The sequence below is a fragment of the Pseudomonas sp. SWRI81 genome (assembly GCF_014268545.1).
Lineage (GTDB): Bacteria > Pseudomonadota > Gammaproteobacteria > Pseudomonadales > Pseudomonadaceae > Aquipseudomonas > Aquipseudomonas hamedanensis.
On sequence record NZ_JABWQS010000058.1, the window covers coordinates 1 to 22,259 of the forward strand.

Below are 22,259 nucleotides of genomic sequence, written 5' to 3' on the forward strand. Positions count from 1 at the left end.
TCTTTCGTCTCAACCGAGGCGCGCATTCTACAGCAGCCTCATTTGCTGTCAAGTGATTATTTTCAGAAGTTTTCGAAGAATTCTTCAACAACTTCAACCACTTGCGCTTCCGATCTCTCGTTAGCGGGAGGCGAATTCTACAGCGTTACTCGCTGTTGTCAACACCTCTTTTACACCGCTTTCGACCGAGAAGATCGAACCGTTGAAAGCGCCATACATCACTGCGACTCCAACTCCTTCCAGGCTTCGATGATCTGAAGCAAGCCGTTGTCGAAAACTGCGTAACTCTTTGAATCTCAAGGAGTTTTCCGTTTCGACTGCGCCGGAAGTGGGGCGAATTATAGACTTCCAGAATCTGCCGTCAACCGTTAATTTCGCTTTTCTTGAAAGTTTTGCTTTTTAGCCAATAAACGCGGGATTCGACGTGTAACGGGAGGCACCCGCAATAAGAGAAGCACACCACCTATAAAGGCATAGATCGCCCACTCCTTGAGATCGGCACGCACAATCCACAGCATGTGCAGCAACCCCAAGCCCAGAATCACATAGGCCAACCGGTGCAGTTTTTTCCAGCGAATCCCCAATCGCCGCTGACTGTAGCGATTGGAAGTCACCGCCAGTGCCAACAATCCCAGAAAAGCCAACGCTCCAACAATAATGTACGGACGCTTGCGCAGCTCAACCCCCAACTGCGACCAATCGAACCCGAGGATAAACGCCATATAGCTGAACAGGTGCAAAGCCACATACGCAAAACACCAAAGCCCCAGCTGCCGGCGAACGGCAATCCACCCCGCCCACCCGGTCAGCTTCTGCGAAGGGGTCATGCTCAGCGTGATCAACAACAATACCAGCGTCCCCAGCCCCAACCGATCTACCAGCACCTTACCCGGATCAGGCCCGAGCAAATCCGCAAAAGCCTGATAGAACCACAGCAACGGCCAGATCGCCGCCGCAATGAAAACGCCCACACGCCAGAACGGATAACGCATCAGTAGTTCTTCCGCAGATCGAGCCCTGCATATAAAGAAGCGACTTCTTCCGAGTAGCCGTTGAACATTTGCGTGTCACGCACATTCGGTTTGAACAAACTGTTCGGCAATCGCCGCTCCCGCGCCTGGGTCCAGCGCGGATGGTCAACCGTCGGATTCACATTGGCAAAGAAGCCGTACTCATCCGCGGCGATGCTTTGCCAGGTTGTCTTCGGCTGCTCACTGACCAAGCTGATCCGCACGATAGACTTCACGCTTTTAAAGCCATATTTCCACGGCACCACCAACCGCAGCGGTGCGCCGTTCTGATTCGGCAGTTCTCGGCCATACATACCCACAGCGAGGATTGCCAGCGGGTTCATTGCCTCGTCCAGACGCAAGCCTTCGACATAGGGCCAGTCAATCAAGGCGAACCCGGAGCGCTGCCCGGGCATGCTCTTGGGATCCTGCAAGGTTTCGAAGCGGATGTATTTGGCCTTTGAGGTCGGCTCGACTTGCTTGAGCAACGCCGAGATGGGGAAACCGATCCAGGGAATGACCATCGACCACGCCTCGACACAGCGCAGGCGATAGATACGTTCCTCCAGTTGATAAGGTTTCATGAAATCTTCAAGCGCATAGCGTCCCGGCTTACCCACCTCTCCGTCTATCACCACGCTCCACGGTTCGGTTTTCAGCGATCCGGCGTTCGCCGCCGGGTCGCCCTTGTCAGTACCGAACTCATAAAAGTTGTTGTAGTGAGTAGCGTCCTTATAAGGCGTGATCGCCTCATCCTTGACGCTGACCGCGCCCCACTGGGTAGAAGGAAGCTTTTCGGCGAACCAGGCCGGCGCTTTGCCCGGTTCAACATCGGAGTAACGAGAAGGATCCGCAGCACTGGCCCAACGCGGCAGGCTGCTGACAGCAATACCGGCGGCGGTAGCACCGAGCAGTTGGCGACGGGAAAGATAGATGGATTCGGGCGTGACATCCGACTCATGGCAGTCAGATGCTTTGGGGATCTTGATCAACATGACAACTCCGCAGCTTTGGAGGACAGGTGCACCCATAGACTGCGGAGTATGCGGGAAATTACATCACTCGGCGTTTTTGTGACGACGAAGGCGCAACAGGTATTGCACCGGGCCGGAAGCAGCGTAGGCGAGGAACACCAGCAGCAGAATGCGCGGCGGATCGCTGAACACGACCGCGAACACCAGCACCACGGCGAGGATCGCCACGAACGGCACACGCCCTTTCAAGTCCAGCTCCTTGAAGCTGTTGTACTTGATGTTGCTGACCATCAACATGCCGGCCGCCGCCACCATCAACGCAACCAGGAACGACATCTTCGAACCCTGAATGCCGTAATCGCTGAATGCCCAGACGATACCTGCCACCACACCCGCAGCTGCCGGACTGGCCAGCCCGATGAAGTAGCGCTTGTCTGCGGTACCCACTTGAGTGTTGAAACGCGCCAGACGCAACGCCGCGCCAGCTACATAGATGAAGGCGACCATCCAGCCGACCTTGCCCATGTCACCCAATGCCCAGCCGAAAGCCAGCAACGCAGGCGCGACGCCGAAAGCAACCATGTCTGACAGGGAGTCATATTCGGCGCCGAACGCGCTCTGCGTGTTGGTCATGCGTGCAACCCGACCGTCGAGGCCGTCGAGCACCATGGCAACGAAAATCGCGATCGCGGCGAACGCGAAGTACTTGCTCGCATTCGCCGAGTCGCCGGCGCTCAAGGCCGCCTGGGCGCTCATCGAGTTGATGATGGAATAGAACCCTGCGAACAGGTTGGCGGTGGTGAACAGGTTCGGCAGCAGATAGATACCACGATGCCGGACTTTACGACCTTCGGCGTCGTGCCCTTCTTCGATGTGTTCATCGATGGGCAGGAGGCTTTCGGCGTCGGAAGCCTTGTTCGGCTCTTCGGGACGTTCGCTCATGGACATTACCTTGCAACGGTGTGGAAAAATTCGACAGAAGCTTGAGGACGACAGTTCGGCCACAAACGATGCAGCTTTATACCAGAACCGCCGTCTCAAACGAAAAAACGCGGCCAGGGCCGCGTTTTTTCATACAAGGGGACGACGACTCAGTTTTTGGCTTTGTCGACGATCTTGTTGGCACCGATCCACGGCATCATGGAGCGCAGTTGCTCGCCGATGATTTCGATACCGTGAGCGGCGTTGTTACGACGCTTGGCGGTCATCGAAGGGTAGCCGGTTGCGCCTTCGCTGATGAACATTTTGGCGTATTCGCCGTCCTGAATACGTTTCAGGGCGTTGCGCATGGCCTGACGGGACTCGGCGTTGATGACTTCCGGACCGGTCACGTACTCGCCGTACTCGGCGTTGTTGGAGATCGAGTAGTTCATGTTGGCGATACCGCCTTCGTACATGAGGTCAACGATCAGCTTCAGTTCGTGCAGGCATTCGAAGTAGGCCATTTCCGGCGCGTAGCCAGCTTCAACCAGGGTTTCGAAGCCGGCCTTGACCAGCTCAACGGTGCCGCCGCACAGAACGGCTTGTTCGCCGAACAGGTCGGTTTCAGTCTCGTCCTTGAAAGTGGTTTCGATGATGCCGGTACGGCCGCCACCAACGCCAGCGGCGTAGGACAGTGCAACGTTTTTCGCGTTGCCCGAGGCGTCCTGGTAGATCGCGATCAGGTCAGGGATACCGCCGCCCTTGACGAATTCGGAACGCACGGTGTGGCCCGGGGCTTTCGGCGCGATCATGATCACGTCGAGGTCGGCACGCGGAACAACCTGGTTGTAGTGGATCGCGAAGCCGTGGGAGAAGGCCAGGGTGGCGCCTTTCTTGATGTTCGGCTCGATTTCGTTCTTGTACAGCGAGGACTGGAATTCGTCCGGGGTCAGAATCATGACCAGGTCGGCAGCCGCCACAGCGGAAGCAACGTCGGTCACTTTCAAGCCGTGAGCTTCGGCTTTGGCAACGGTGGCCGAACCTTTACGCAGACCGACGGTAACGTCGACACCGGAGTCTTTCAGGTTGCACGCTTGAGCGTGACCCTGGGAGCCGTAACCGATGATGGCAACTTTCTTGCCCTGGATGATCGACAGGTCGCAGTCTTTATCGTAGAAAACTTTCATGAATTTCCCCTTATATCCGGCCGTTCAGGCCATGCGCTAATTTGGTTTAGATGCTGAGTACTTTGTCGCCGCGGGCAATGCCGGTCACGCCGCTACGGACGGTTTCCAGAATCGAAGCGGTGCCGATGGACTGAATGAAGCTGTCGAGCTTGTCGCTGGTACCGGTCAATTGAACGGTATACACGCTGGCGCTGACATCGACGATCTGTCCACGGTAGATATCGGTGGTGCGTTTGATCTCGGCGCGCTGGGCGCCAGTGGCCTTGACCTTGACCAGCATCAGTTCGCGTTCGATGTGAGCGCTTTCCGACAGGTCCACCAGCTTGACCACTTCGATCAGCTTGTTCAGGTTTTTGGTGATCTGCTCGATGACCTCATCGTGACCCACGGTGGTCAGCGTCAGACGCGACAGGGTCGGGTCTTCGGTCGGGGCCACGGTCAGGCTTTCGATGTTGTAGTTGCGCTGCGAGAACAGGCCGACCACGCGAGACAGAGCGCCGGGTTCGTTTTCCAGAAGCAAGGAAATAATGTGCCGCATGATTAGGTACGCTCCGTCTTGCTCAGCCACATATCGCGCATGGAGCCGTCTTTGATCTGCATCGGGTAGACGTGCTCGCTGGTGTCGACCGAAACATCGATGATCACCAGACGATCCTTCATGGCGAACGCTTCAGCCATCTTCGCCTTCAAATCTTTCGATTCGGTGATGCGTACGCCAACATGGCCGTAAGCTTCAGCCAGCTTGATGAAGTCAGGCAGCGATTCCATGTAGGAGTGCGAGTGACGGCTGCCGTAGCTCATGTCCTGCCACTGGCGAACCATGCCCAGCACACCGTTGTTGAGGATGACGATTTTCACCGGCAAGCCATACTGCAGGCAGGTCGACAGCTCCTGGATGTTCATCTGGATACTGCCTTCACCGGTGACGCAGGCAACGTCGTCGTCGGGGAAGCTCAGCTTGATGCCCATTGCGGCTGGCAGACCAAAGCCCATCGTGCCCAGACCACCGGAGTTGATCCAGCGATTAGGCTTGTTGAACGTGTAGTACTGCGCCGCGAACATCTGGTGCTGACCGACGTCGGAGGTCACAAAGGCGTCGCCCTTGGTCACTTCGCAGAGGGTTTCGATCACGGTCTGCGGCTTGATCTTGCTGCCGTCGCCCTTTTCATAAGGGAACAGGCCACGATCGCCACGCCATTCATCAACCTGCTTCCACCAGCTGGCCACGGACTCCTTGTTCGGGGTCTCGCCGATTTCCTTGAGGATTGCGACCATTTCGGTCAGGACGCTCTCGACCGGACCGACGATTGGCACGTCGGCCTTGATGGTCTTGGAGATTGACGCCGGGTCGATATCGATGTGGATGATCTTGGCGTTCGGGCAGAATTTCGCCGGGCCGTTGATCACGCGATCGTCGAAGCGCGCGCCGACGGCCAGGATCACATCGGCATGGTGCATCGCCAGGTTGGCGGTGTAGCTGCCGTGCATGCCGAGCATGCCGATGAACTGACGGTCAGTGCCAGGGAAACCGCCCAGGCCCATCAAGGTGTTGGTCACCGGCAGATTGAGCATTTTGGCCAGTTCGGTCAGCGGTGCGGAACCGTTGCCGAGGATCACGCCGCCACCCGAGTAGAGCACCGGGCGCTTGGCCGCCAGCAGCATTTCGGCCGCCTTGCGGATTTGCCCGGAGTGACCGCGAACGGCCGGGCTGTAGGAACGCAGCTTGGCTTTTTTCGGGAAGATGTATTCGAACTTCTCGGCCGGGTTGGTCATGTCTTTCGGGATATCGACCACGACCGGGCCCGGACGACCGGATTGCGCCAGGTAGAATGCCTTCTTCATGACTTCCGGGATTTCCGAAGCGTGCTTGATCATGAAGCTGTGCTTCACGATCGGCCGGGAGATACCGATCATGTCGGTTTCCTGGAACGCGTCGGTGCCGACCATGGTGCTGGGCACCTGACCGGAAATGATCACCATTGGAATCGAGTCCATATAGGCGGTGGCGATACCGGTAATGGCGTTTGTGGCGCCAGGACCGGAAGTCACCAATACCACGCCGGCTTTACCGGTGGCACGGGCGTAGCCGTCAGCCATATGGGTTGCCGCTTGTTCGTGACGAACCAGGATGTGAGTCACTTCCGGTTCTTTGAACAGGGCATCGTAAACATGCAGGAGAGCACCACCCGGGTACCCGTAGATGTATTTGACGCCTTCGTCACGCAAAAAGCGGACGAGCATCTCACCGCCAGATAAAAGCTCCACGTTGTTCACCTCTAAAACGCCAGAATACCGTCCACAAAAAGGGGCGGGTCTTAATAGGTTTACTTCTCGGCAGAGCATGAGCGACGGTGGTCGCCGACTACGTCAGCACTGACTGAGCAAGTATTGGGATCGTCCCAAGTGTTGCGGGCCTTTCCCACCCAGCGCGAGGTAACGCGTTGCGGGTGTAACAGGTCGGCGCGGATGTGCGCCTCATGATCTACCGAGTGGGTCTGCTTCTGGCAGTCCCTCTACAGCGGACTTTGGATTCTTCTGTTTCGCCCTCTGCAAGTCAAGTCGTCTGTGTGGTTAATTGTGGGTAAGCACATGAGAACGCAAGAAAAAACCTGAAAAGCGCTACTCTGTTAGCGTCAATTGCGCATTTTCAGCAAGGAATCAGCATGCGAACGCTCCTCCTGACTCTGTTAGTCGGCCTCAGCCCCTGGTGCTCGGCCGCTCAAATCTACAAATGGGTCGACGCTCAGGGTGTCACGCATTTCGATGCGCAGCCGCCTCAGGGGCAACCGTCCACCACCGTGCAAACGCCCTCCTCGCCCGCGCCGAAACCAGCACCGATGCCGGGCGGCGGCGTAATCGGTGATCAGAAAACCATCGATGACAAGGTCAAGAAACAGGTCGCCGAACAGCAGGCGCAGCTCAAGGCATTTTGCGAACAGGCACGCACGAATCTGGCGCAACTGCAGAACAATCCGCGATTGCGTGAAGAGGTCGAGGGTGATTTGCGGCGCATTGACGACGCGCAACGTCAGGAGCGCATTGTCGAAGCGAAGAAGCAGATTGCCGAGAATTGCTCGTAATCGCTGCGAAGGAGCTGTGTAGGAGCTGCCGAAGGCTGCGATCTTTTGACTTGTTTGAAGAGCAAGATCAAAAAATCGCAGCCTCGTTGCACTCGTCAGCTCCTACGGTCGCGTTCAGCGTGAAGCAGTGATCAGCAGGTCAAACTCTTTAAGCAGCACCTGCAACTGACGATCCTTGCCGCCAAGTTTGCGCTGGGCAAATACCATTTCAGCCATTTCCTGAATCCCCGAGGCGTTCGGCAACGGCAGATCCTGTTCGAGGATCATCTTCATGCGTGGCAGGAAGATCCATTGCAGCCATTGCTCGAAGTCCAGCGTGTCGACCGAAAACGGCTCGACACTGCTGAGTGCTTCAGCCGACGGCGGGATCTCATCCCACCAGCCCTGGGTACGTAGTTCACGCTCGATCAGCAACAGCTGATCGGCGATTTTCGGGAAACGCGCATCCATCACAGCGAAACCTTGGCCTTCTGACGGGCCAGTGCGGCGCCGGCGGAATCGCCTTGCTTCTCACGGGCCTGAGCGATGATGTCCCACAGGCTGGCTTGCAGATCTGGGCGGCCGTTGGCCATGGTCAGTGCACGACGGGCGAATTGCTCGGCCTGCGGCGCATCGCCCTGGGCCATACGTACTTGCGCCAAGCGATAAAGCACTTGCGGCTCGCGCGGGGCGACACGCTGGGCACGTTCCAGACTGGACGACGCACCGTTGAGGTCGCCACCGGCCTGCTGCTGTTGCGCGGTGGTCAACAGGGCGAGCACCGGGCCGTCCAGCTGTTCATCCGCTGACAGGCCACCGCCACTGCTGGCCGAAGGGATGCCACTAGGGGACGACGGCATGCTGTAGCTGCCAGAATTGACTGGCGCCGAGTCCACCGCCGAGGGGGTATACGGACCAGGCGTGATGCCGCCAGATGCCGGGCCGGGCACGATCGGCGAAGTGCTGATCGGCGCCGAAGTGGTCGCGCCACCGCCGGGCACCATGACCACGACACCGGTATCGCCCTGAGGAATTGCCTGAGTCTGGCCCTGTACCGGACGCTTCACCGTCGTTTGACGGAAACCGCCGTTGGCCGAAATGCGTTCGCTGTTGGACACGGCGGTACCGGAGTCGACCACCGGAATCGAACCACGCTGTACGGTAGAGCAGCCGCTGAGCAAAGCCACGGCGGTCACCGCTGGAATCAACCACTTGTTCACTTGAAGCCCTCTTTGCTTAATTCATCCAGCCCTTGACCCAATCCATCACCGACTCGCCGGAAGCGGGCGTTTCGCTCGCACACGCGGCGCCGGGTGGCGGTTCGCTGCCGCGAATATACGGCATCTGTACGGCGCCCGGGCAGTTGGCGTCAGAGCCTTGACCGGTACGTGAATCGACCCAGGCCTGGACGACGTTGTCCGGCTGCGGCATGTCCAGCGGCAGCGGATCGGCCTTGCGCATGAAACTGCTCCAGACTTGCAACGCACCGGTCGCCCCGGTGAACGGCGTCTTGCCGTTGTCATCGCGCCCGAGCCAGACCACCGCCAGCAGATCCTGACTGAAGCCGGCGAACCAACTGTCGCGCGAGTCGTTACTGGTACCGGTCTTGCCCGCCAGCGTCAGGGTCTTGGGCAGCACGTTATAAACCGAACTGCCGGTACCTTCACGCATCACCCGCTGCATGGCGTTCTGGATCAGGTAAATGGAGGCCGGATCGAAACGCTGTTCGATCTGGAACGGATAACGCTTGAGCGGCTCGCCATCGGCGGTCAGTACGCTGCGAATCCCGCGCATCGGCGTGTTGAAACCGCCATTGGCCAGGGTCTGGTACATCGTCGCCACTTCGATCGGGGTCATGCCGCCCGCACCCAGCAGCATCGACGGGAACGCCGGAAACTCACGCGTCACGCCCAGGCGAGCGAGGGTCTTGAGCACATTCGGCACGCCGACTTCCAGGCCCAGGCGCGAGGTCGACAGGTTGTAGGAATGCGCCAGGCCCTGGTAGAGGAACACCGTGCCATGGGAGCGACGATCGTAGTTCTGCGGCTTCCACACCTGACCGTTTGCGCCCTTGACCGACAGTGGGTCGTCCGACAGCCAACTGGTCAGCGTGTACTGGCTCGGTTTTTCCAGCGCGGTCAGATACACCGCCGGTTTGATCAACGAGCCAATCGGCCGCACGGCATCCAGCGCACGGTTGAAACCGGCGTAGCTGGCCTGACGGCTGCCGATCATTGCCTGGACTTCACCGGTTTCCGGATTGGTCACGACCATTGCCGCTTCCACGTCATCGGAACCCTTGCGCCCGGCCAGACGCTTGAAGGTGTCGTTGACCGAGGCCTCGGCCTTCATCTGCAGAATCGGATCAAAACTGGTGAAGATGCGCAGGCCTTCTTCGGTCAAGTCTTCGTCACGATAGTCTTCACGCAACTGACGTTTGACCAGATCGATAAAGCCGGGGAAAGAGCTGTCGGCGAGCTTGCCGCGGGTCGTCACGCCCAGCGGCATTTTTTTCGCCGCTTCGACTTGCTCCGCAGTGGCCACGCCTTGCTGCTCAAGCACGTCGAGTACCAGGTTACGCCGTTCAAGGGCACGTTCCGGATTGCGTCGCGGGTTGTAATAGGACGGACCTTTGACCATGCCGACCAGCAACGCAACTTGATGCAGCTTCAATTCGGACAAGGGCTGGCCGAAGAAGAACTGGCTGGCCAGACCGAAACCGTGCACCGCACGCTGCCCGTCCTGACCCACGAAGACTTCATTGAGGTAAGCCTCAAGAATTTCCTTCTTGTCGTAATGCAGCTCCAGCAACATCGCCATCATTGCTTCGGTGAGCTTGCGGCTCAGGCTGCGTTCGCTGGTCAGGTAGAAGTTTTTCACCAACTGCTGGGTCAGCGTACTGCCACCCTGGGTCATCTTGCCGCCGGAGGTGTTGATCCACACCGCACGGGCAATCGACTTCGGCGACACACCCCAATGGCTATAGAAGTCGCGGTCTTCGACGGCGACCAGGGTTTCGAGCAGGTACGGCGGCACCTGATCGAGCTTGATCAGGATGCGGTCTTCAAGATTTTTCGGGTAAATGCCACCGATCAGCAGCGGCTCCAGACGCACCACCGACAATTTCGAGCCGTTGGTCGCCGACAGCTCCGCCACGTAATCGCCGGAGAAACGCACCCGCACCGGCTGGGCTTTTTCCAGGCCTTCGTAGAACTGGAAGCCACGGGTATTCAGGTCGACCGTATTGCCGCTGACGGCGGCGGCGCCGGGACCGTTGCTCACGGCTTCGCGGCGATAGCCGAGGGCGTCGAGTTCGGTGAGGAAATCGTCCTTGCTGAGCTTCTGTCCGACGAACAGCTCAAGCGGGCGCGCGTAGACCTTTGCCGGAATGGTCCAGCGCTTGCCGGAGAACTTCTCCTGCACCACGGCATCAAGGTAGACGGCGAAGCCGGCCAGCACTACAAGGCCGACCAGACTGAGTTTAATGGCCCAGCTCAGCCACGGGTTCATGCCCTTGGCTGGTGGTTTTTTCTTGGTACGGGGGGATCGGGATCGAGTCATGGCGGCGGATTATACGCACTTTATTGATCCTCAACAGGCACGCTCCGAGGTTTGCGTCAGGCGGGCAAGCAGCCATAATGGCCGCCTCGAATCTCCCCCGTCTCTGAAGGATCGCCCGTGAGCCAGTCCCTGATCGCTGCCCTGCAAAACCCGGCCCTCTACCCGCATCCCGTCGAAGGGTTCCAGGTCATCGAAACCCATATTTCGTGGGTCATTCTCACCGGGCCCTTTGCCTATAAAGTGAAGAAACCGGTGAATTTCGGCTTCCTCGACTTTACCGGCCTGGACGCCCGCGCACATTTCTGCGCTGAAGAGCTGCGTCTGAATCAGCGTCTGACCGATGATTTGTATCTGGAGGTGTTGCCAGTCACCGGCAGCGTCGAAGCGCCGCAATTGGGCGGCAACGGCCCGGCCATCGAATACGTGCTGAAGATGCGCCAGTTCCCGCAGACCGGTTTGCTCAGCACCCTTCAGGCCAACGGCGAGCTGACCACTCAGCACATCGATGCGATGGCCGAGCAGATTGCGCACTTCCACCTCAACGCACCAAAAGTCCCGGCCGAACACGACGCCGGCACCCCGGACAGCGTGATGGCGCCGGTGCGGCAGAATTTCGAACAGATCCTGCCGTTCCTCAGCGACAAGAACGACCTGCTGCAACTTGAAGCCTTGCAAGCCTGGGCCGAAAGCAGCTTCGAGCGCCTCAAGCCGCTGCTCGCCCAGCGCAAGGCAGACGGCTTCACCCGTGAATGCCACGGCGACATTCATTTGGGCAACGCCACCGTGATCGATGACAAGGTGGTGATTTTCGACTGCATCGAATTCAACGAACCCTTCCGCTTCACCGACGTCTACGCCGACACTGCGTTCCTGGCGATGGATCTGGAAGACCGCGGACTGAAATCGCTGGCCCGGCGTTTCATCAGCCAGTATCTGGAACTGACCGGCGACTACCAGGGCCTGGAAGTGTTGAACTTCTATAAAGCCTACCGCGCGTTGGTGCGCGCGAAGGTGGCCTTGTTCAGCATGCCGGCGGACGCCACGGCGGTGCAGCGCGCCACTACCCTGCGCCAGTACCGCAACTATGCCAACCTCGCGGAAAGCTACAGCACCATTCCTTCGCGCTTCATGGCAATCACCCACGGCGTCTCCGCGGTCGGCAAGAGCCACGTGGCGATGCGGCTGGTTGAAGCGCTGGGCGCGATTCGTCTGCGTTCCGACGTCGAGCGCAAGCGCCTGTTCGGTGAACAGACCGTTGCCAACGACGTGCAGGCCGGCATTTATAGCGCCGAGGCCAGCGCCGCGACCTACGCGCGTCTGCATGAAATCGCCGAAGTGATCCTGCACGCCGGTTTCCCGGTAGCAATTGACGCCACCTACCTCAAGCGAGACCAACGTGACAGCGCTGCAAAAATCGCCGAGGCCACCGGCACGCCATTCCTGATTCTCGACTGCAACGCCCCGCAAGCGGTCATCGAGAGCTGGCTGGCGCTGCGTCAGGCCGATCAAAAGGATCCGTCCGACGCCACCCTGGCAGTGATCGCGGCGCAGCAGGCCAACCGCGAAGCGCTGACGCCGGAAGAAATCCTCCGCAGCAAACGCGTGCAGACCAATGAATCCGGCACGCTGGACACCGTGGTCGCGCAGATCCGTCAGCGCCTGCCAGGTCTGTAAGAAACTATTTCGGCCGTGAAGCCCTCGCTCGCTTCACGGCCGCTAAATAGTGGCACTATACTGGCGCCATAAAACCAACAGGTGATCTGACATGAGCCAGCCGAAACTTCTCGACACCCCGCTGTATGCCTTGCTGCACAAAGATGACATCGCCGGTTTCAACAAGGAACGTCCACAGGACGGCCCGATTGACATGGTCGGCGGCGACTTCCGTGGCCTCGACCTGCGTGAACTGAACGCCGATGGCGTGGATTTCCGGGACGCCTACTTTCGCTCCGCCGATCTGCGTGGCATCGATTTCCGCAAGGCTTCGCTCGAAGGCGCCAGCCTGGCCCACGCACAGATTTCCGGTGCGTACTTCCCGCCGGAGCTGAGCGCGGACGAGATTCTCATGTCGATGAATTTCGGCACGCGGTTGCGGTATCGCACGCGCTGAGATTCATGTTCAGCACCTGACACTGCCCCCCATGTAGGAGTGAGCCTGCTCGCGATAGCGGTTTAACATTCAGCAAATGTGCTGTCTGTCAGTCCGTCATCGCGAGCAGGCTCACTCCTACAGTTATATGTGTTACGCCACGCCCTTCTGCGCTCGCCAGATCTTTCCTCCCTTTCTTAGAAGCATTTGCGTCGAATCCGACCAAACAACCACGCTTTTCCTACTGATGGCTACACTCCTGAGAAGCTCGCCCACGCTCCATTCGGCCGTCGCAAGGAGGCTTGATGAATGATGAACTGCAACACCTGAAAAATCTTGGCAAGACGTCGGCGCAATGGCTACATGCCGTGGGCATCCACAGCGCCTCGGACTTGCGGCGCCTGGGCGCGGTGGACGCCTATCGGGCCGTGCGTACCCGTGGGTTTCGTGCATCGAAGGTGTTGTTGTATGCGATCGAAGGCGCGCTGATGGATGTGCACTGGAACGACATCCCCGCCGAACGCAAGGACGCCCTGAACAAGCAGCTCGATGCCATCTCTTCACGCCACAAGAATTGAGCGGGCATTGTCGTCATGTATGTACTGGGGGAACAATCGGCGCACGCCGATGCCTTGATCAATCGTTTGCAGAACCTGCCCGCGCAATGGCTGCTGGGTCTGACACCGTGCGGGCCATTGCTCGAACTGCAGGCAACAGAAGACCTGATGGCGCAGTTGCCCGCCGACCAGTTGTTTCTGCTGGAGGACGGCGTGATCAACGGCGGTATCGGCACGCGGGTGCTGTTTTATTGGCAGGAAGGCGATCTGATTGGTCTCCAGCAAGGTGAGCCGTGGGCCGACTGCCGCTTGTGCGCAGAGGGACCATTGCGCTTGCTGCCCTACAGACGCAGCGAGGTGTTCCTGCACTTGTTTGCCGACAGCGGCCGTTGCGAGCAGTTTTTGCAATATCTGCTGGGACAGATGGCACTTCTGGCCAATGCCGTCGCTGACCTCAAGCCCCGAGAATTTCGCAGTACCCACGGTTTCAAACGGGTAGAAGCCGGGGAAACCCTGATCCATCAGGGGGACGCCGCCGATCATGTATTTGTGATCATCGACGGGCACGCCGAGGCGTTTGTGGACGGGCACAAGGTCGGTGAAGTGCTTAAGGACGAGATCTTCGGCGCCATGGCGCTGTTCACGGGCGAGCCACGCAATGCCACGGTCGTCGCTCGCGAGCCGAGTACCGTCATGCTGATTCCCGGCGATCATTTTTTGAGCATGACCCGCACCAACCCGAAGATCGCCCACAGCCTGATCGAGAGCATGGCGCGACGCATCGGCCAATTGAACCGACAACTCACGCAAACGGCACCGCTCGATCGGTAATGCCGATCCCTTGGTTTTCGGTACATGACAAGCCACTTCAACACCTGAAACAAATAAATACGGAATCAGTTGTTGACTCGGTAATGAGAATCGCTATGATTATCACAACTGGTCGCGAGATCAGTCGATATTCTGAAAAGCCCTTGGTTCGGACTCTCAGATTATCTCCTCATCAGGCTAATCACGGTTATTTGACCCGGTTTTTACCGGGTCTTTTTTTGCCTGTGGAAAAATCATCGGGCCAACTGTCGACGCATCTGTGCACAATAATCCTGCGCTGGCATGGCAGCGGTGTACCAGACGTAATCGGCCATCGCCTGCGTGACTTCGGCGCCCCGCTCGGCCAGCATCAGCACGCTCGGGGCCTGCGCGGCGCCCAGGTCGAGCATGTGCAGCGGCACGCCGACATCCTTACGGGCGTGCCATGCACCGGCCAACAGAACCGAAGGATGCGGCGCCGCCATCAGCTGTTCGGCCATGCGCCGGTCGCGCTGTTGCTGAACAGCAAGCATCGCCGGCATTTGCGACTCGGGCAGCAGACCACAGTGGGAATCGCTGACTTGCTCCAGCAACGTCGCCTTCACCGCCTCAGCATTGCTGAGCGGGCCGCTCAAAGCGGGTGGATTGCGATAGACGCTACGGACCTCGGCGTTATCAAGATTTGCCGCCAGCAGCGGATACGGTTGTGCGAGCGCGAACCGCACAATCGGCCCGTAAAGCGTCCAGTCCCAGCCTTCCTGCCAGGCCAAGGCAGCGGGAAGATCCGCAGGGAGCGCGGCGGACTGGCGCAACCTGTCGATCCTGGGCTGTTGATCGGGCGTAAGCATTTCCAGCAACAGGCTGCCTTGCGCGCGCCGCTCACCCAACGCCTGCAAGAGCCATAACTGCACCGCGTGGTGCTCGGCACTGTCATGCTGCTCGCCGACAATCACTCGCCCGGAGCTGGCCAGGCGCTGAATCAGCGCTTGCGCCGTCAGCACCTGGCCGCTGCGCAAATCGCGAATCTCGCCGTCGACGGGCGGCGGCGCAACAACATGCTGGCACCCGGTAAGCCACACCACCGCCAACAGCCACATCCGGCGCATGCAATCTCCTCGACATTCCAGTCAGCGGGCGATGATCAGCGGATGCCCGCGCTCCGGGTGCGGTTGCACCAACACGTCCAGCCCGAACACGGCCTTGAGCGAATCCGGGCGCAACACCCGCTCAGGCGTGTCCAGCGCTACCGGGCGCCCAGCTTCAAGCAGCAAGACCCGGTCACAATAACGCGCCGCCAGATTCAAATCATGCAGGATGACCAGCACCGCCGCGCCACGGCCGGCAAACTCGCGCACCGCGTGCAAGGTCGTGTGCTGATGCAGCGGGTCGAGCATCGACGTCGGCTCATCCAGCAGTAGCGTTTGCCCCGCCTGCCCCGGCCAGAGCTGGGCCAGCACCCGCGCCAGATGCACGCGCTGGCGCTCGCCACCCGACAACGCCAGATAACTGCGGCCGCTCAGGTGCCCGGCATCTGCGGCGGCCAGCGCGGCGGCGATAATCTCGTCATCGCGCACCCGACCGCACTGATAAGGCAACCGGCCCATGCCGACCACTTCTTCGACACGAAAGGCGAAATCCAGCGTCGATGCCTGCGGCAGCACCGCCAGACGCTGCGCCCGCTGTGTGCCGCTCCAATGATTCAACCCGTGCCCATCGAGGCAAACCGTGCCTGAGCTGGGCGCCAACTCACCGCACAAGGCTGCGAGCAAGGTACTTTTACCGGCACCGTTCGGCCCGAGTACGCCAAGCACTTCGCCCGGTTCGAGCTGGAGCGTGACGTCACTGAGCACAACCTTGCGGCCACGCTGAACGTGCAGATGGTCGGCGCGCAACATCAGGCTCGCCCTCGCAGCAGCAGGTAAAGAAAGAACGGCGCACCGATAAACGCCGTGACGATACCGATCGGCAACTCCGCCGGCGCCAGCGCCAGACGCGCCACCAGATCGGCCAGCAACAGCAGGCTCGCGCCCGCCAGCACCGAGGCCGGGAGCAACACGCGATGGTCGGGACCGGACAACAAGCGCACCAGATGCGGCACCACCAGCCCGACAAAACCGATCATCCCCGCCGCCGCCACCGCCGCGCCAACCCCCAGCGCGGTGCAGAACACCAACTCGCGCTTGAGCCGCTCGACATCGATGCCCAGATGCCCGGCCTCGGATTCACCCAGCAGCAAGGCATTGAGTGCCTTGGCCCGGCGCGGCAGCCACGCTGCCACCGCAGCGCTGATGATCAGCAATGGCCACAGCCGCGCATAACTGGCGCCATTAAGGCTGCCAAGGTTCCAGAACGTCAGCGTGCGCAACGTCGCATCGTCGGCCAGATACGTGAACAGCCCGACCGCCGAACCGGCCAGTGCCGTCAGCGCGATGCCCGCCAGGAGCATGGTCGCCACATGCGTCTGACCATTACGCCGGCCGAGCCGATAAACCAGCGCCGTTACACCAAGCCCGCCGAGAAATGCGCACACCGACAATAAATAGGGGCCGAACGCTTCCGGCAAACCGCCAAAAAAAGAGCCGCCGACAATCGCCACCGCAGCACCCAGCGCCGCACCACTGGACACCCCGACCAGCCCCGGGTCCGCCAGCGGATTGCGAAACAGTCCCTGCATCGCCACGCCGGACAACGCCAGCACCCCGCCAACCGCCAGCCCGAGCAACGTACGCGGCAGACGAATCTGCCCAACGATCAACTCAGCCTGCTCCAGACCTTCCGGCGCCAACGGCACGCCGAGCATGCGCAGTGCCGCGCGCAGCGTATCGAACAGCGGCAGGCTGACCGGTCCCAGCGCCAGTGACAGCCAGATCGCCAGCAAACACAGGAGCGCCAGGCCGATGAACAGCGCGCGAGGTTTGACCAATCTGGTCATTGGTCGCTCTTGGCCGGATAGAAACTGTCCGACAAGTTTTTCAACGCTGCCGGCAGACGCGGCCCAAGCCCGCCGACCAGCAACGTCGGATCCAGCTCCAGCACGCGCCCGGCCTTGGCCGCACGACTGCCGGCAAGGATCGGGTTTTCCTTGAACAACGCAGCTTTTGCCGCCTCACCGGTGAGTGCCCGATCAGCAAAAACCAGCACTTGCGGATCGAGACCGGCGAGTGCCTCTACCGAAAACGCCTTGTAGCCGGTGTGCGTCGCCAGGTTATGCCCGCCCGCCTGTTGCAGCAGCCAATCGGCCGCGGTGTCCTTGCCGGCGATCAATGGCTTGCCGCCGGCATGCCCGAGCAACAGCAGAACGCCCGGGGCTTTCTGTCGAGTTTGCGCTTGAGCGACTCGCGCCTTTTGCGCAGCGAGTTGCTGTTGATACGTTTGCAGCAACCGCGCCGCCTGTTGTTCCGCACCGAGCAGTTGCCCGAGTTGCGTCACTGTATGTTCCAGCGTGGGCAGGTCAGGCTCGGCCGAGAACAACTGCACCTGCACCTTGGCCGCTTTCACCTGTGCAAGCACCGGCGGCGGGCCCATTTCCTCCGTGCCGATCAGAATGTCCGGGCGCAGGCTCAAGATACCCTCGGCGGACAGGCTGCGCTGATAACCGATGCTTGGCAGTGCCTTCAGCGATTGCGGATGCTGGCTGGTGGTGTCGACACCCACCAGTTTCGATTCGCCGCCCAGCGCGCTGACCCATTCCGACAACGCGCCGCCAGCACTGACCCAGCGTTGCGGCAAATCCGCCGCTGCGGCCTGGTGGCTGACAAACAGGCCGACACACAGCACAGCAACGCGAGCACTCAGGCGCATACACAGCTTCCTTGAATAAGGTTTCCCGGGCATCCGGACGACAGGCCAAGTATCCTCGGCCTCTGTCCGATCCCCGTGGGAGAAGGCCGCCATTTGATAATTGTTTGCATTTAAACGTCAAGCTCGGACATATCCAGACACGAGCGGACACTTGAGGATAGCCATGAAGTTTCTCTGCGCCGGGGTCGATCTGGTCGAGGCCGGTAGTCGCGGTTTCGATATCGACGGGAAAAAGCTGTTTGCCGTGCGACGTGGCGGGCAGGCCTATGTCTACCTCAACCGCTGCCCGCACCGAGGCGTCGGGCTGGAATGGCAACCCGACCAGTTTCTCGATCCGAGCAACAGTCTGATCCAGTGCGCCACCCACGGCGCCCTGTTTCTGATCGAGGACGGTGAATGCGTCGCCGGCCCCTGCGCCGGGCAAGCGTTGACGGCGATTGCCTGCCGCGAAGATGCGCAAGGGCTGTGGATAGACGTTTAACCGTTGAGCAATACGTCGAGACGCCGATCAATGACCAGCTCTTGATGATCCAGGCGCACGCCATACGCCAGCACCTCGACGCCACAAGCGATCGCTTCGAGAAGCGCATCGGCGTAGGCCGAGTCGATTTCCCTGGCCGGACGCACGGCCTCAATCCCGGTGAGATTGACGCAATACAACTGCACCGCGCGGATCCCGTCCCGTGCCAGATGCGCCAGCTCACGCAAATGCTTGGCGCCGCGCTGGGTCACCGCATCGGGAAACGCGGCCACGGCCGTACCGTCGAAGCCCAGCGTGACGCTTTTCACTTCGATATAAGCCGGGCCACTGGGGTATTCGAGGCGGAAATCGATGCGGCTCTTTTCCTGCCCGTAAGCCACTTCCCGCTTCAAAGCAGTAAACCCGGCCAATTCGGTAATGACGCCAGCCTGCAACGCTTCCTCGACCAGTCCGTTGGCCCGCCCGGTGTTCACGCAAAACAAGCGGCCCTGCGGGGTCTCGCCGATTTCCCAAGTGCCGGGCAATTTGCGTTTCGGGTCGTTGGAGCGACTGAACCAGACTTGCCCGCCTTCGACCTGGCAATTGAGCATCGAACCGGTGTTCGGGCAGTGGATGGTCAGCAATTCGCCGCTGACGGTTTCGATGTCAGCGAGAAAGCGCTTGTAACGACGGATCAGCCGCGCCTGTTCCAGCGGTGGATAAAAACGCATCAGCCTTGCCAGCTCTTCAAACCACGGGCGATGCGCTCCACCGCTTCCTGCAAGCGCGCAAGGTTTTGCGTATAGGCGAACCGCACATGGTGGCTGGCCTGATAGCGGCCAAAATCCAGGCCGGGGGTGAAAGCAACATGTTCTGTTTCGAGGAAATGTTGGCAGAACGCGAAGGCATCGCCGCCAAACTGGCTGATATCGGCATAAAGATAGAAAGCGCCTTCAGGCTCGACGGCAATGTTGAAGCCCAGCTCGCGCAACGCCGGCAGGAGGAAATCCCGTCGGCGGCCGAATTCGGCGCGGCGTTCCTCGAGAATCGTCAGCGTATCGGGCTCAAAACAGGCCAGAGCCGCGTGCTGCGCCATGCTCGGCGCGCTGATGTAGAGGTTTTGTGCAAGTTTTTCCAGTTCGCCGACCGCCGCGTCCGGCGCCACCAGCCAGCCGAGACGCCAGCCGGTCATACCGAAGTACTTGGAAAAACTGTTCAGGACAAACGCACTGTCATCGACTTCGAGCACGCTGGCGGCATCGGTGCCGTACGTCAGACCGTGGTAGATCTCATCCACCACCAAATGGCCGTGCCGCGCCTTGATGGCTGTGGATAACCCGGCCAGCTCGGCACGGGTCAGAATCGTCCCGGTCGGGTTGGCCGGCGAGGCGACCAGCGCGCCGACACTATCATGGTCCCAGTGCCGCTCGACGAGGTCCGGGGTCAGTTGATAGCGCACGTCCGGCCCGACCGGCACCAACTGCGCCGCACCTTCAACCAGACGCAAAAAGTGCCGGTTACACGGATAGCCCGGATCCGCCAGCAGCCAGTGCTTGCCGGGATCGACCAGTAACGCGCTCGCGAGCAGCAGCGCGCCAGAACCACCGGGCGTGATCAGGATCCGGCGCGGATCGATATTCAAGCCATAGCGCGACTGGTAAAACCCGGAAATCGCCTCACGCAGCTCAGGAATGCCGCGCGCCGCGGTGTAACGGGTCTTGCCCGCCGTCAACGCGGCTTGCCCGGCGCGAATGATCGGCTCGGCAGTGGTGAAGTCCGGCTCGCCGATTTCCAGGTGAATCACATCGTGACCGTCGGCCTGCAGTTCGTTGGCCCGCGCCAGCAGCGCCATCACATGGAACGGTTCGATCGCACGACTGCGCGCACTGTAGGGGGCCATTGGATTGCCTTCGACGGAAAAAAGAGTCGATTCTACCCATCTACCGGAACGAGCGAGAACCCGCAGCGGTCACAGCCTCAAGAACACTGGACTGTAACGAGATGAGCGTTCGCTCCAGGATTGACTAAAATCACTGATTGAACAGGTCTGCATCCCACCAGACACGACTTGCCAAACATCTGCAAGCGCCACCCGCCGGGGCCTCGACATCCGGGAGTAGCGCCGGCTGAATTGATCTGGTAAGTTCGCCCGCTTGCAGCCGCAGGGCCGGCAGGTGTCGGTGATGGAGCTTCCTGCGCAATGGATTACAAGAGTAGAGGCGGTCTATTTCATGTCCACCCAAGCAAAGCAACAGCAGCAAGCGACGATCAGCGGCTTCGAACCTTACGTTCCGAAGGCGGGTGAAGAGTACATGGGCGCTCCGATGCGCGCGCATTTCACCAAGATCCTGAACAAGTGGAAACTGGACTTGATGCAGGAAGTCGACCGTACGGTTGATCACATGAAAGACGAAGCGGCCAACTTCCCTGACCCGGCCGACCGTGCCAGCCAGGAAGAAGAATTCGCCCTCGAACTGCGCGCCCGCGACCGCGAGCGCAAGCTGATCAAGAAAATCGACAAGACCCTGCAACTGATCGAAGACGAAGAGTACGGCTGGTGCGAGTCCTGCGGCATCGAGATCGGCGTCAAGCGCCTCGAAGCCCGTCCAACAGCGGATCTGTGCATCGACTGCAAGACCCTGGCGGAAATCAAGGAAAAGCAGGTCGGCAAGTAATTTCGGCCTGAACAGCAAACGGAGCGTGCGAACGCTCCGTTTTTGTTTCTACAGTTTGCCTGCCGCCCCGCCTCTTGACTGCCTTTGTGGGAGGGGGCTTGCTCCCGAATGCGGCGTGTCATTCGACATCAAAGGTGTCTGAATAGCCGCCTTCGGGAGCAAGCCCCCTCCCACAGAGGTAATGTGCCGAATCCCGAAAAATTGTATTTTCTCTCATGACCGCCAAAACCTCCCCCGCCTACATCGGCCGTTTCGCCCCCACCCCCAGTGGCCACCTGCACTTCGGTTCGCTGGTCGCTGCGCTGGCCTCCTATCTCGATGCCCGATCGGTCGGCGGCCAATGGCTGGTGCGCATGGAAGACCTCGATCCGCCGCGCGAAGAGCCCGGTGCGCAAGCGGCGATTCTCAAGGCCCTGGAAAGTTACGGCTTCGAATGGGACGGCGAAATGGTGCGCCAGAGCGAGCGGCACGCGGCCTATGCCGAAGTGCTCGACAGCCTGTTCAATCACGGTCTGGCTTACGCCTGCACCTGTTCGCGCAAACAACTTGAGCCGTATCACGGGATTTATCCCGGCTTTTGCCGCAACGCCGGCCATGACCAGCAAGATGCGGCGATCCGTCTGCGCGTGCCGGAACTGGAATACCACTTCATCGACCGCGTGCAGGGCGAATTCCGCCAGCATCTGGGCCGTGACGTTGGCGACTTCGTGATCCGCCGCCGCGACGGCCTCTACGCTTATCAACTCGCCGTGGTGCTCGACGATGCCTGGCAAGGCATCACCGACATCGTGCGCGGCGCCGACCTGCTCGACTCGACGCCCCGCCAGTTGTATCTGCAAGAGCTGCTGGGCCTGAAACAACCGCGCTACCTGCACCTGCCGCTGATCACCCAGCCCGACGGCAACAAGCTCGGCAAGTCCTACCGTTCGCCGCCGCTCGAAGCCGATCAAGCCACGCCGTTGCTGCTGCGTGCCTTGCGCGCACTGGGGCAAAAACCCGGCAGTGAACTGGCCCACGCTTCGCCGCACGAACTGCTCGCCTGGGGCAGCGCTCATTGGGATGCGGACAAGATTCCACGCACACTGACGCTGCCTGAAGCGCAACTGCAATGACGACACTTGCAGTCGCGCGCCCATCCGTTACCATCGCCGCACG

23 protein-coding genes are annotated in these 22,259 nt (G+C 60.1%); 8 read left to right on the top strand and 15 right to left on the bottom strand.

Translation table 11 applies throughout. The features are described from left to right. Nucleotides 1-368: 368 nt before the first annotated feature. The 6 genes from msrQ to HU765_RS24650 form a co-directional block, all read right to left on the bottom strand. Nucleotides 369-992: a protein-methionine-sulfoxide reductase heme-binding subunit MsrQ gene (gene msrQ / locus HU765_RS24625; protein WP_186623530.1), complete on the bottom strand. Its 624-nt coding sequence runs from the start codon at nucleotides 990-992 to the stop codon at nucleotides 369-371. Continuing rightward, nucleotides 992-2,005, bottom strand: coding sequence for a protein-methionine-sulfoxide reductase catalytic subunit MsrP (msrP, locus tag HU765_RS24630; RefSeq protein WP_186623534.1), 1,014 nt, complete (start codon nucleotides 2,003-2,005; stop codon nucleotides 992-994). Before msrP ends, msrQ begins: the two co-directional genes overlap by 1 nt. A 63-nt stretch (nucleotides 2,006-2,068) precedes the next feature. Next, complete coding sequence (pssA, locus tag HU765_RS24635; protein ID WP_186546929.1) at nucleotides 2,069-2,926, bottom strand: CDP-diacylglycerol--serine O-phosphatidyltransferase; 858 nt, start codon at nucleotides 2,924-2,926, stop codon at nucleotides 2,069-2,071. A 149-nt stretch (nucleotides 2,927-3,075) separates the two neighbouring features. Continuing rightward, nucleotides 3,076-4,092 carry a ketol-acid reductoisomerase gene (gene ilvC / locus HU765_RS24640; RefSeq protein ID WP_003228216.1) on the bottom strand — a complete coding sequence of 339 codons (1,017 nt, stop codon included), beginning with the start codon at nucleotides 4,090-4,092 and terminating at the stop codon, nucleotides 3,076-3,078. A gap of 46 nt (nucleotides 4,093-4,138) precedes the next feature. Continuing rightward, a complete protein-coding gene (gene ilvN, locus HU765_RS24645; protein WP_003176102.1) occupies nucleotides 4,139-4,630 on the bottom strand; it encodes an acetolactate synthase small subunit in 492 nt (163 codons plus the stop codon). A gap of 2 nt (nucleotides 4,631-4,632) precedes the next feature. Next, nucleotides 4,633-6,357 (bottom strand): acetolactate synthase 3 large subunit, encoded by a 1,725-nt coding sequence (locus HU765_RS24650; protein WP_186546928.1) that lies wholly within the window; start codon nucleotides 6,355-6,357, stop codon nucleotides 4,633-4,635. A 398-nt stretch (nucleotides 6,358-6,755) separates the two neighbouring features. Here HU765_RS24650 and HU765_RS24655 point away from each other — a divergent pair, with 398 nt between their 5' ends. Further along, complete coding sequence (locus HU765_RS24655; RefSeq protein ID WP_186623535.1) at nucleotides 6,756-7,172, top strand: DUF4124 domain-containing protein; 417 nt, start codon at nucleotides 6,756-6,758, stop codon at nucleotides 7,170-7,172. Between the two features lie 114 nt (nucleotides 7,173-7,286). Here HU765_RS24655 and HU765_RS24660 read toward each other — a convergent pair whose 3' ends face one another. Genes HU765_RS24660 through mrcB form a run of 3 tightly spaced genes read right to left on the bottom strand, consistent with a single transcriptional unit; the run spans nucleotide 7,287 to nucleotide 10,712 of the window. After that, nucleotides 7,287-7,622 carry a YqcC family protein gene (locus HU765_RS24660; protein WP_186623537.1) on the bottom strand — a complete coding sequence of 112 codons (336 nt, stop codon included), beginning with the start codon at nucleotides 7,620-7,622 and terminating at the stop codon, nucleotides 7,287-7,289. Continuing rightward, nucleotides 7,622-8,371 (bottom strand): hypothetical protein, encoded by a 750-nt coding sequence (locus tag HU765_RS24665; RefSeq protein ID WP_186623538.1) that lies wholly within the window; start codon nucleotides 8,369-8,371, stop codon nucleotides 7,622-7,624. Before HU765_RS24665 ends, HU765_RS24660 begins: the two co-directional genes overlap by 1 nt. 16 nt (nucleotides 8,372-8,387) lie before the next feature. Then, a complete protein-coding gene (gene mrcB / locus HU765_RS24670; protein WP_186546924.1) occupies nucleotides 8,388-10,712 on the bottom strand; it encodes a penicillin-binding protein 1B in 2,325 nt (774 codons plus the stop codon). Nucleotides 10,713-10,829: 117 nt separating this feature from the next. On the opposite strand from mrcB, the gene HU765_RS24675 reads away from it, so the two are divergent. The 4 genes from HU765_RS24675 (at nucleotide 10,830) to HU765_RS24690 (ending at nucleotide 14,189) form a co-directional block, all read left to right on the top strand. Then, nucleotides 10,830-12,386: an AAA family ATPase gene (locus tag HU765_RS24675; RefSeq protein ID WP_186623540.1), complete on the top strand. Its 1,557-nt coding sequence runs from the start codon at nucleotides 10,830-10,832 to the stop codon at nucleotides 12,384-12,386. 91 nt (nucleotides 12,387-12,477) lie between these two features. Further along, nucleotides 12,478-12,822 (top strand): pentapeptide repeat-containing protein, encoded by a 345-nt coding sequence (locus tag HU765_RS24680; RefSeq protein WP_186546922.1) that lies wholly within the window; start codon nucleotides 12,478-12,480, stop codon nucleotides 12,820-12,822. 284 nt (nucleotides 12,823-13,106) lie between these two features. Continuing rightward, nucleotides 13,107-13,379 carry a TfoX/Sxy family protein gene (locus tag HU765_RS24685; RefSeq protein ID WP_064392505.1) on the top strand — a complete coding sequence of 91 codons (273 nt, stop codon included), beginning with the start codon at nucleotides 13,107-13,109 and terminating at the stop codon, nucleotides 13,377-13,379. Nucleotides 13,380-13,394: 15 nt separating this feature from the next. Beyond that, complete coding sequence (locus HU765_RS24690; RefSeq protein ID WP_186623542.1) at nucleotides 13,395-14,189, top strand: Crp/Fnr family transcriptional regulator; 795 nt, start codon at nucleotides 13,395-13,397, stop codon at nucleotides 14,187-14,189. Nucleotides 14,190-14,422: 233 nt separating this feature from the next. On the opposite strand, the gene HU765_RS24695 is transcribed toward HU765_RS24690, so the two are convergent. The 4 genes from HU765_RS24695 to HU765_RS24710 are packed head-to-tail and all read right to left on the bottom strand — an operon-like array spanning nucleotide 14,423 to nucleotide 17,969. Next, nucleotides 14,423-15,274: a ChaN family lipoprotein gene (locus tag HU765_RS24695; RefSeq protein ID WP_186623544.1), complete on the bottom strand. Its 852-nt coding sequence runs from the start codon at nucleotides 15,272-15,274 to the stop codon at nucleotides 14,423-14,425. Between the two features lie 21 nt (nucleotides 15,275-15,295). Beyond that, the gene (locus HU765_RS24700; protein WP_186623546.1) at nucleotides 15,296-16,063 is read right to left on the bottom strand and encodes a heme ABC transporter ATP-binding protein; all 768 of its coding nucleotides are present in this window, start codon (nucleotides 16,061-16,063) and stop codon (nucleotides 15,296-15,298) included. After that, nucleotides 16,063-17,046: an iron ABC transporter permease gene (locus tag HU765_RS24705; protein ID WP_186546937.1), complete on the bottom strand. Its 984-nt coding sequence runs from the start codon at nucleotides 17,044-17,046 to the stop codon at nucleotides 16,063-16,065. Before HU765_RS24705 ends, HU765_RS24700 begins: the two co-directional genes overlap by 1 nt. Nucleotides 17,047-17,096: 50 nt before the next feature. After that, nucleotides 17,097-17,969, bottom strand: a complete 873-nt coding sequence (locus HU765_RS24710; RefSeq protein WP_186623548.1) for an ABC transporter substrate-binding protein — start codon at nucleotides 17,967-17,969, stop codon at nucleotides 17,097-17,099. A 163-nt stretch (nucleotides 17,970-18,132) separates the two neighbouring features. Between HU765_RS24710 and HU765_RS24715 the strand changes: the two genes are divergently transcribed. Then, nucleotides 18,133-18,450, top strand: coding sequence for a Rieske (2Fe-2S) protein (locus HU765_RS24715; RefSeq protein ID WP_186623550.1), 318 nt, complete (start codon nucleotides 18,133-18,135; stop codon nucleotides 18,448-18,450). On the opposite strand, the gene sfsA is transcribed toward HU765_RS24715, so the two are convergent. Then, a complete protein-coding gene (gene sfsA / locus HU765_RS24720; RefSeq protein ID WP_186623551.1) occupies nucleotides 18,447-19,160 on the bottom strand; it encodes a DNA/RNA nuclease SfsA in 714 nt (237 codons plus the stop codon). The genes HU765_RS24715 and sfsA overlap by 4 nt on opposite strands. Continuing rightward, nucleotides 19,160-20,329 (bottom strand): pyridoxal phosphate-dependent aminotransferase, encoded by a 1,170-nt coding sequence (locus HU765_RS24725; RefSeq protein WP_186623560.1) that lies wholly within the window; start codon nucleotides 20,327-20,329, stop codon nucleotides 19,160-19,162. Before HU765_RS24725 ends, sfsA begins: the two co-directional genes overlap by 1 nt. A 331-nt stretch (nucleotides 20,330-20,660) precedes the next feature. On the opposite strand from HU765_RS24725, the gene dksA reads away from it, so the two are divergent. Beyond that, nucleotides 20,661-21,104, top strand: coding sequence for an RNA polymerase-binding protein DksA (gene dksA, locus HU765_RS24730; RefSeq protein ID WP_101157646.1), 444 nt, complete (start codon nucleotides 20,661-20,663; stop codon nucleotides 21,102-21,104). Between the two features lie 215 nt (nucleotides 21,105-21,319). Next, complete coding sequence (gluQRS, locus tag HU765_RS24735; RefSeq protein ID WP_186623562.1) at nucleotides 21,320-22,216, top strand: tRNA glutamyl-Q(34) synthetase GluQRS; 897 nt, start codon at nucleotides 21,320-21,322, stop codon at nucleotides 22,214-22,216. The last annotated feature ends 43 nt before the right edge of the window (nucleotides 22,217-22,259 follow it).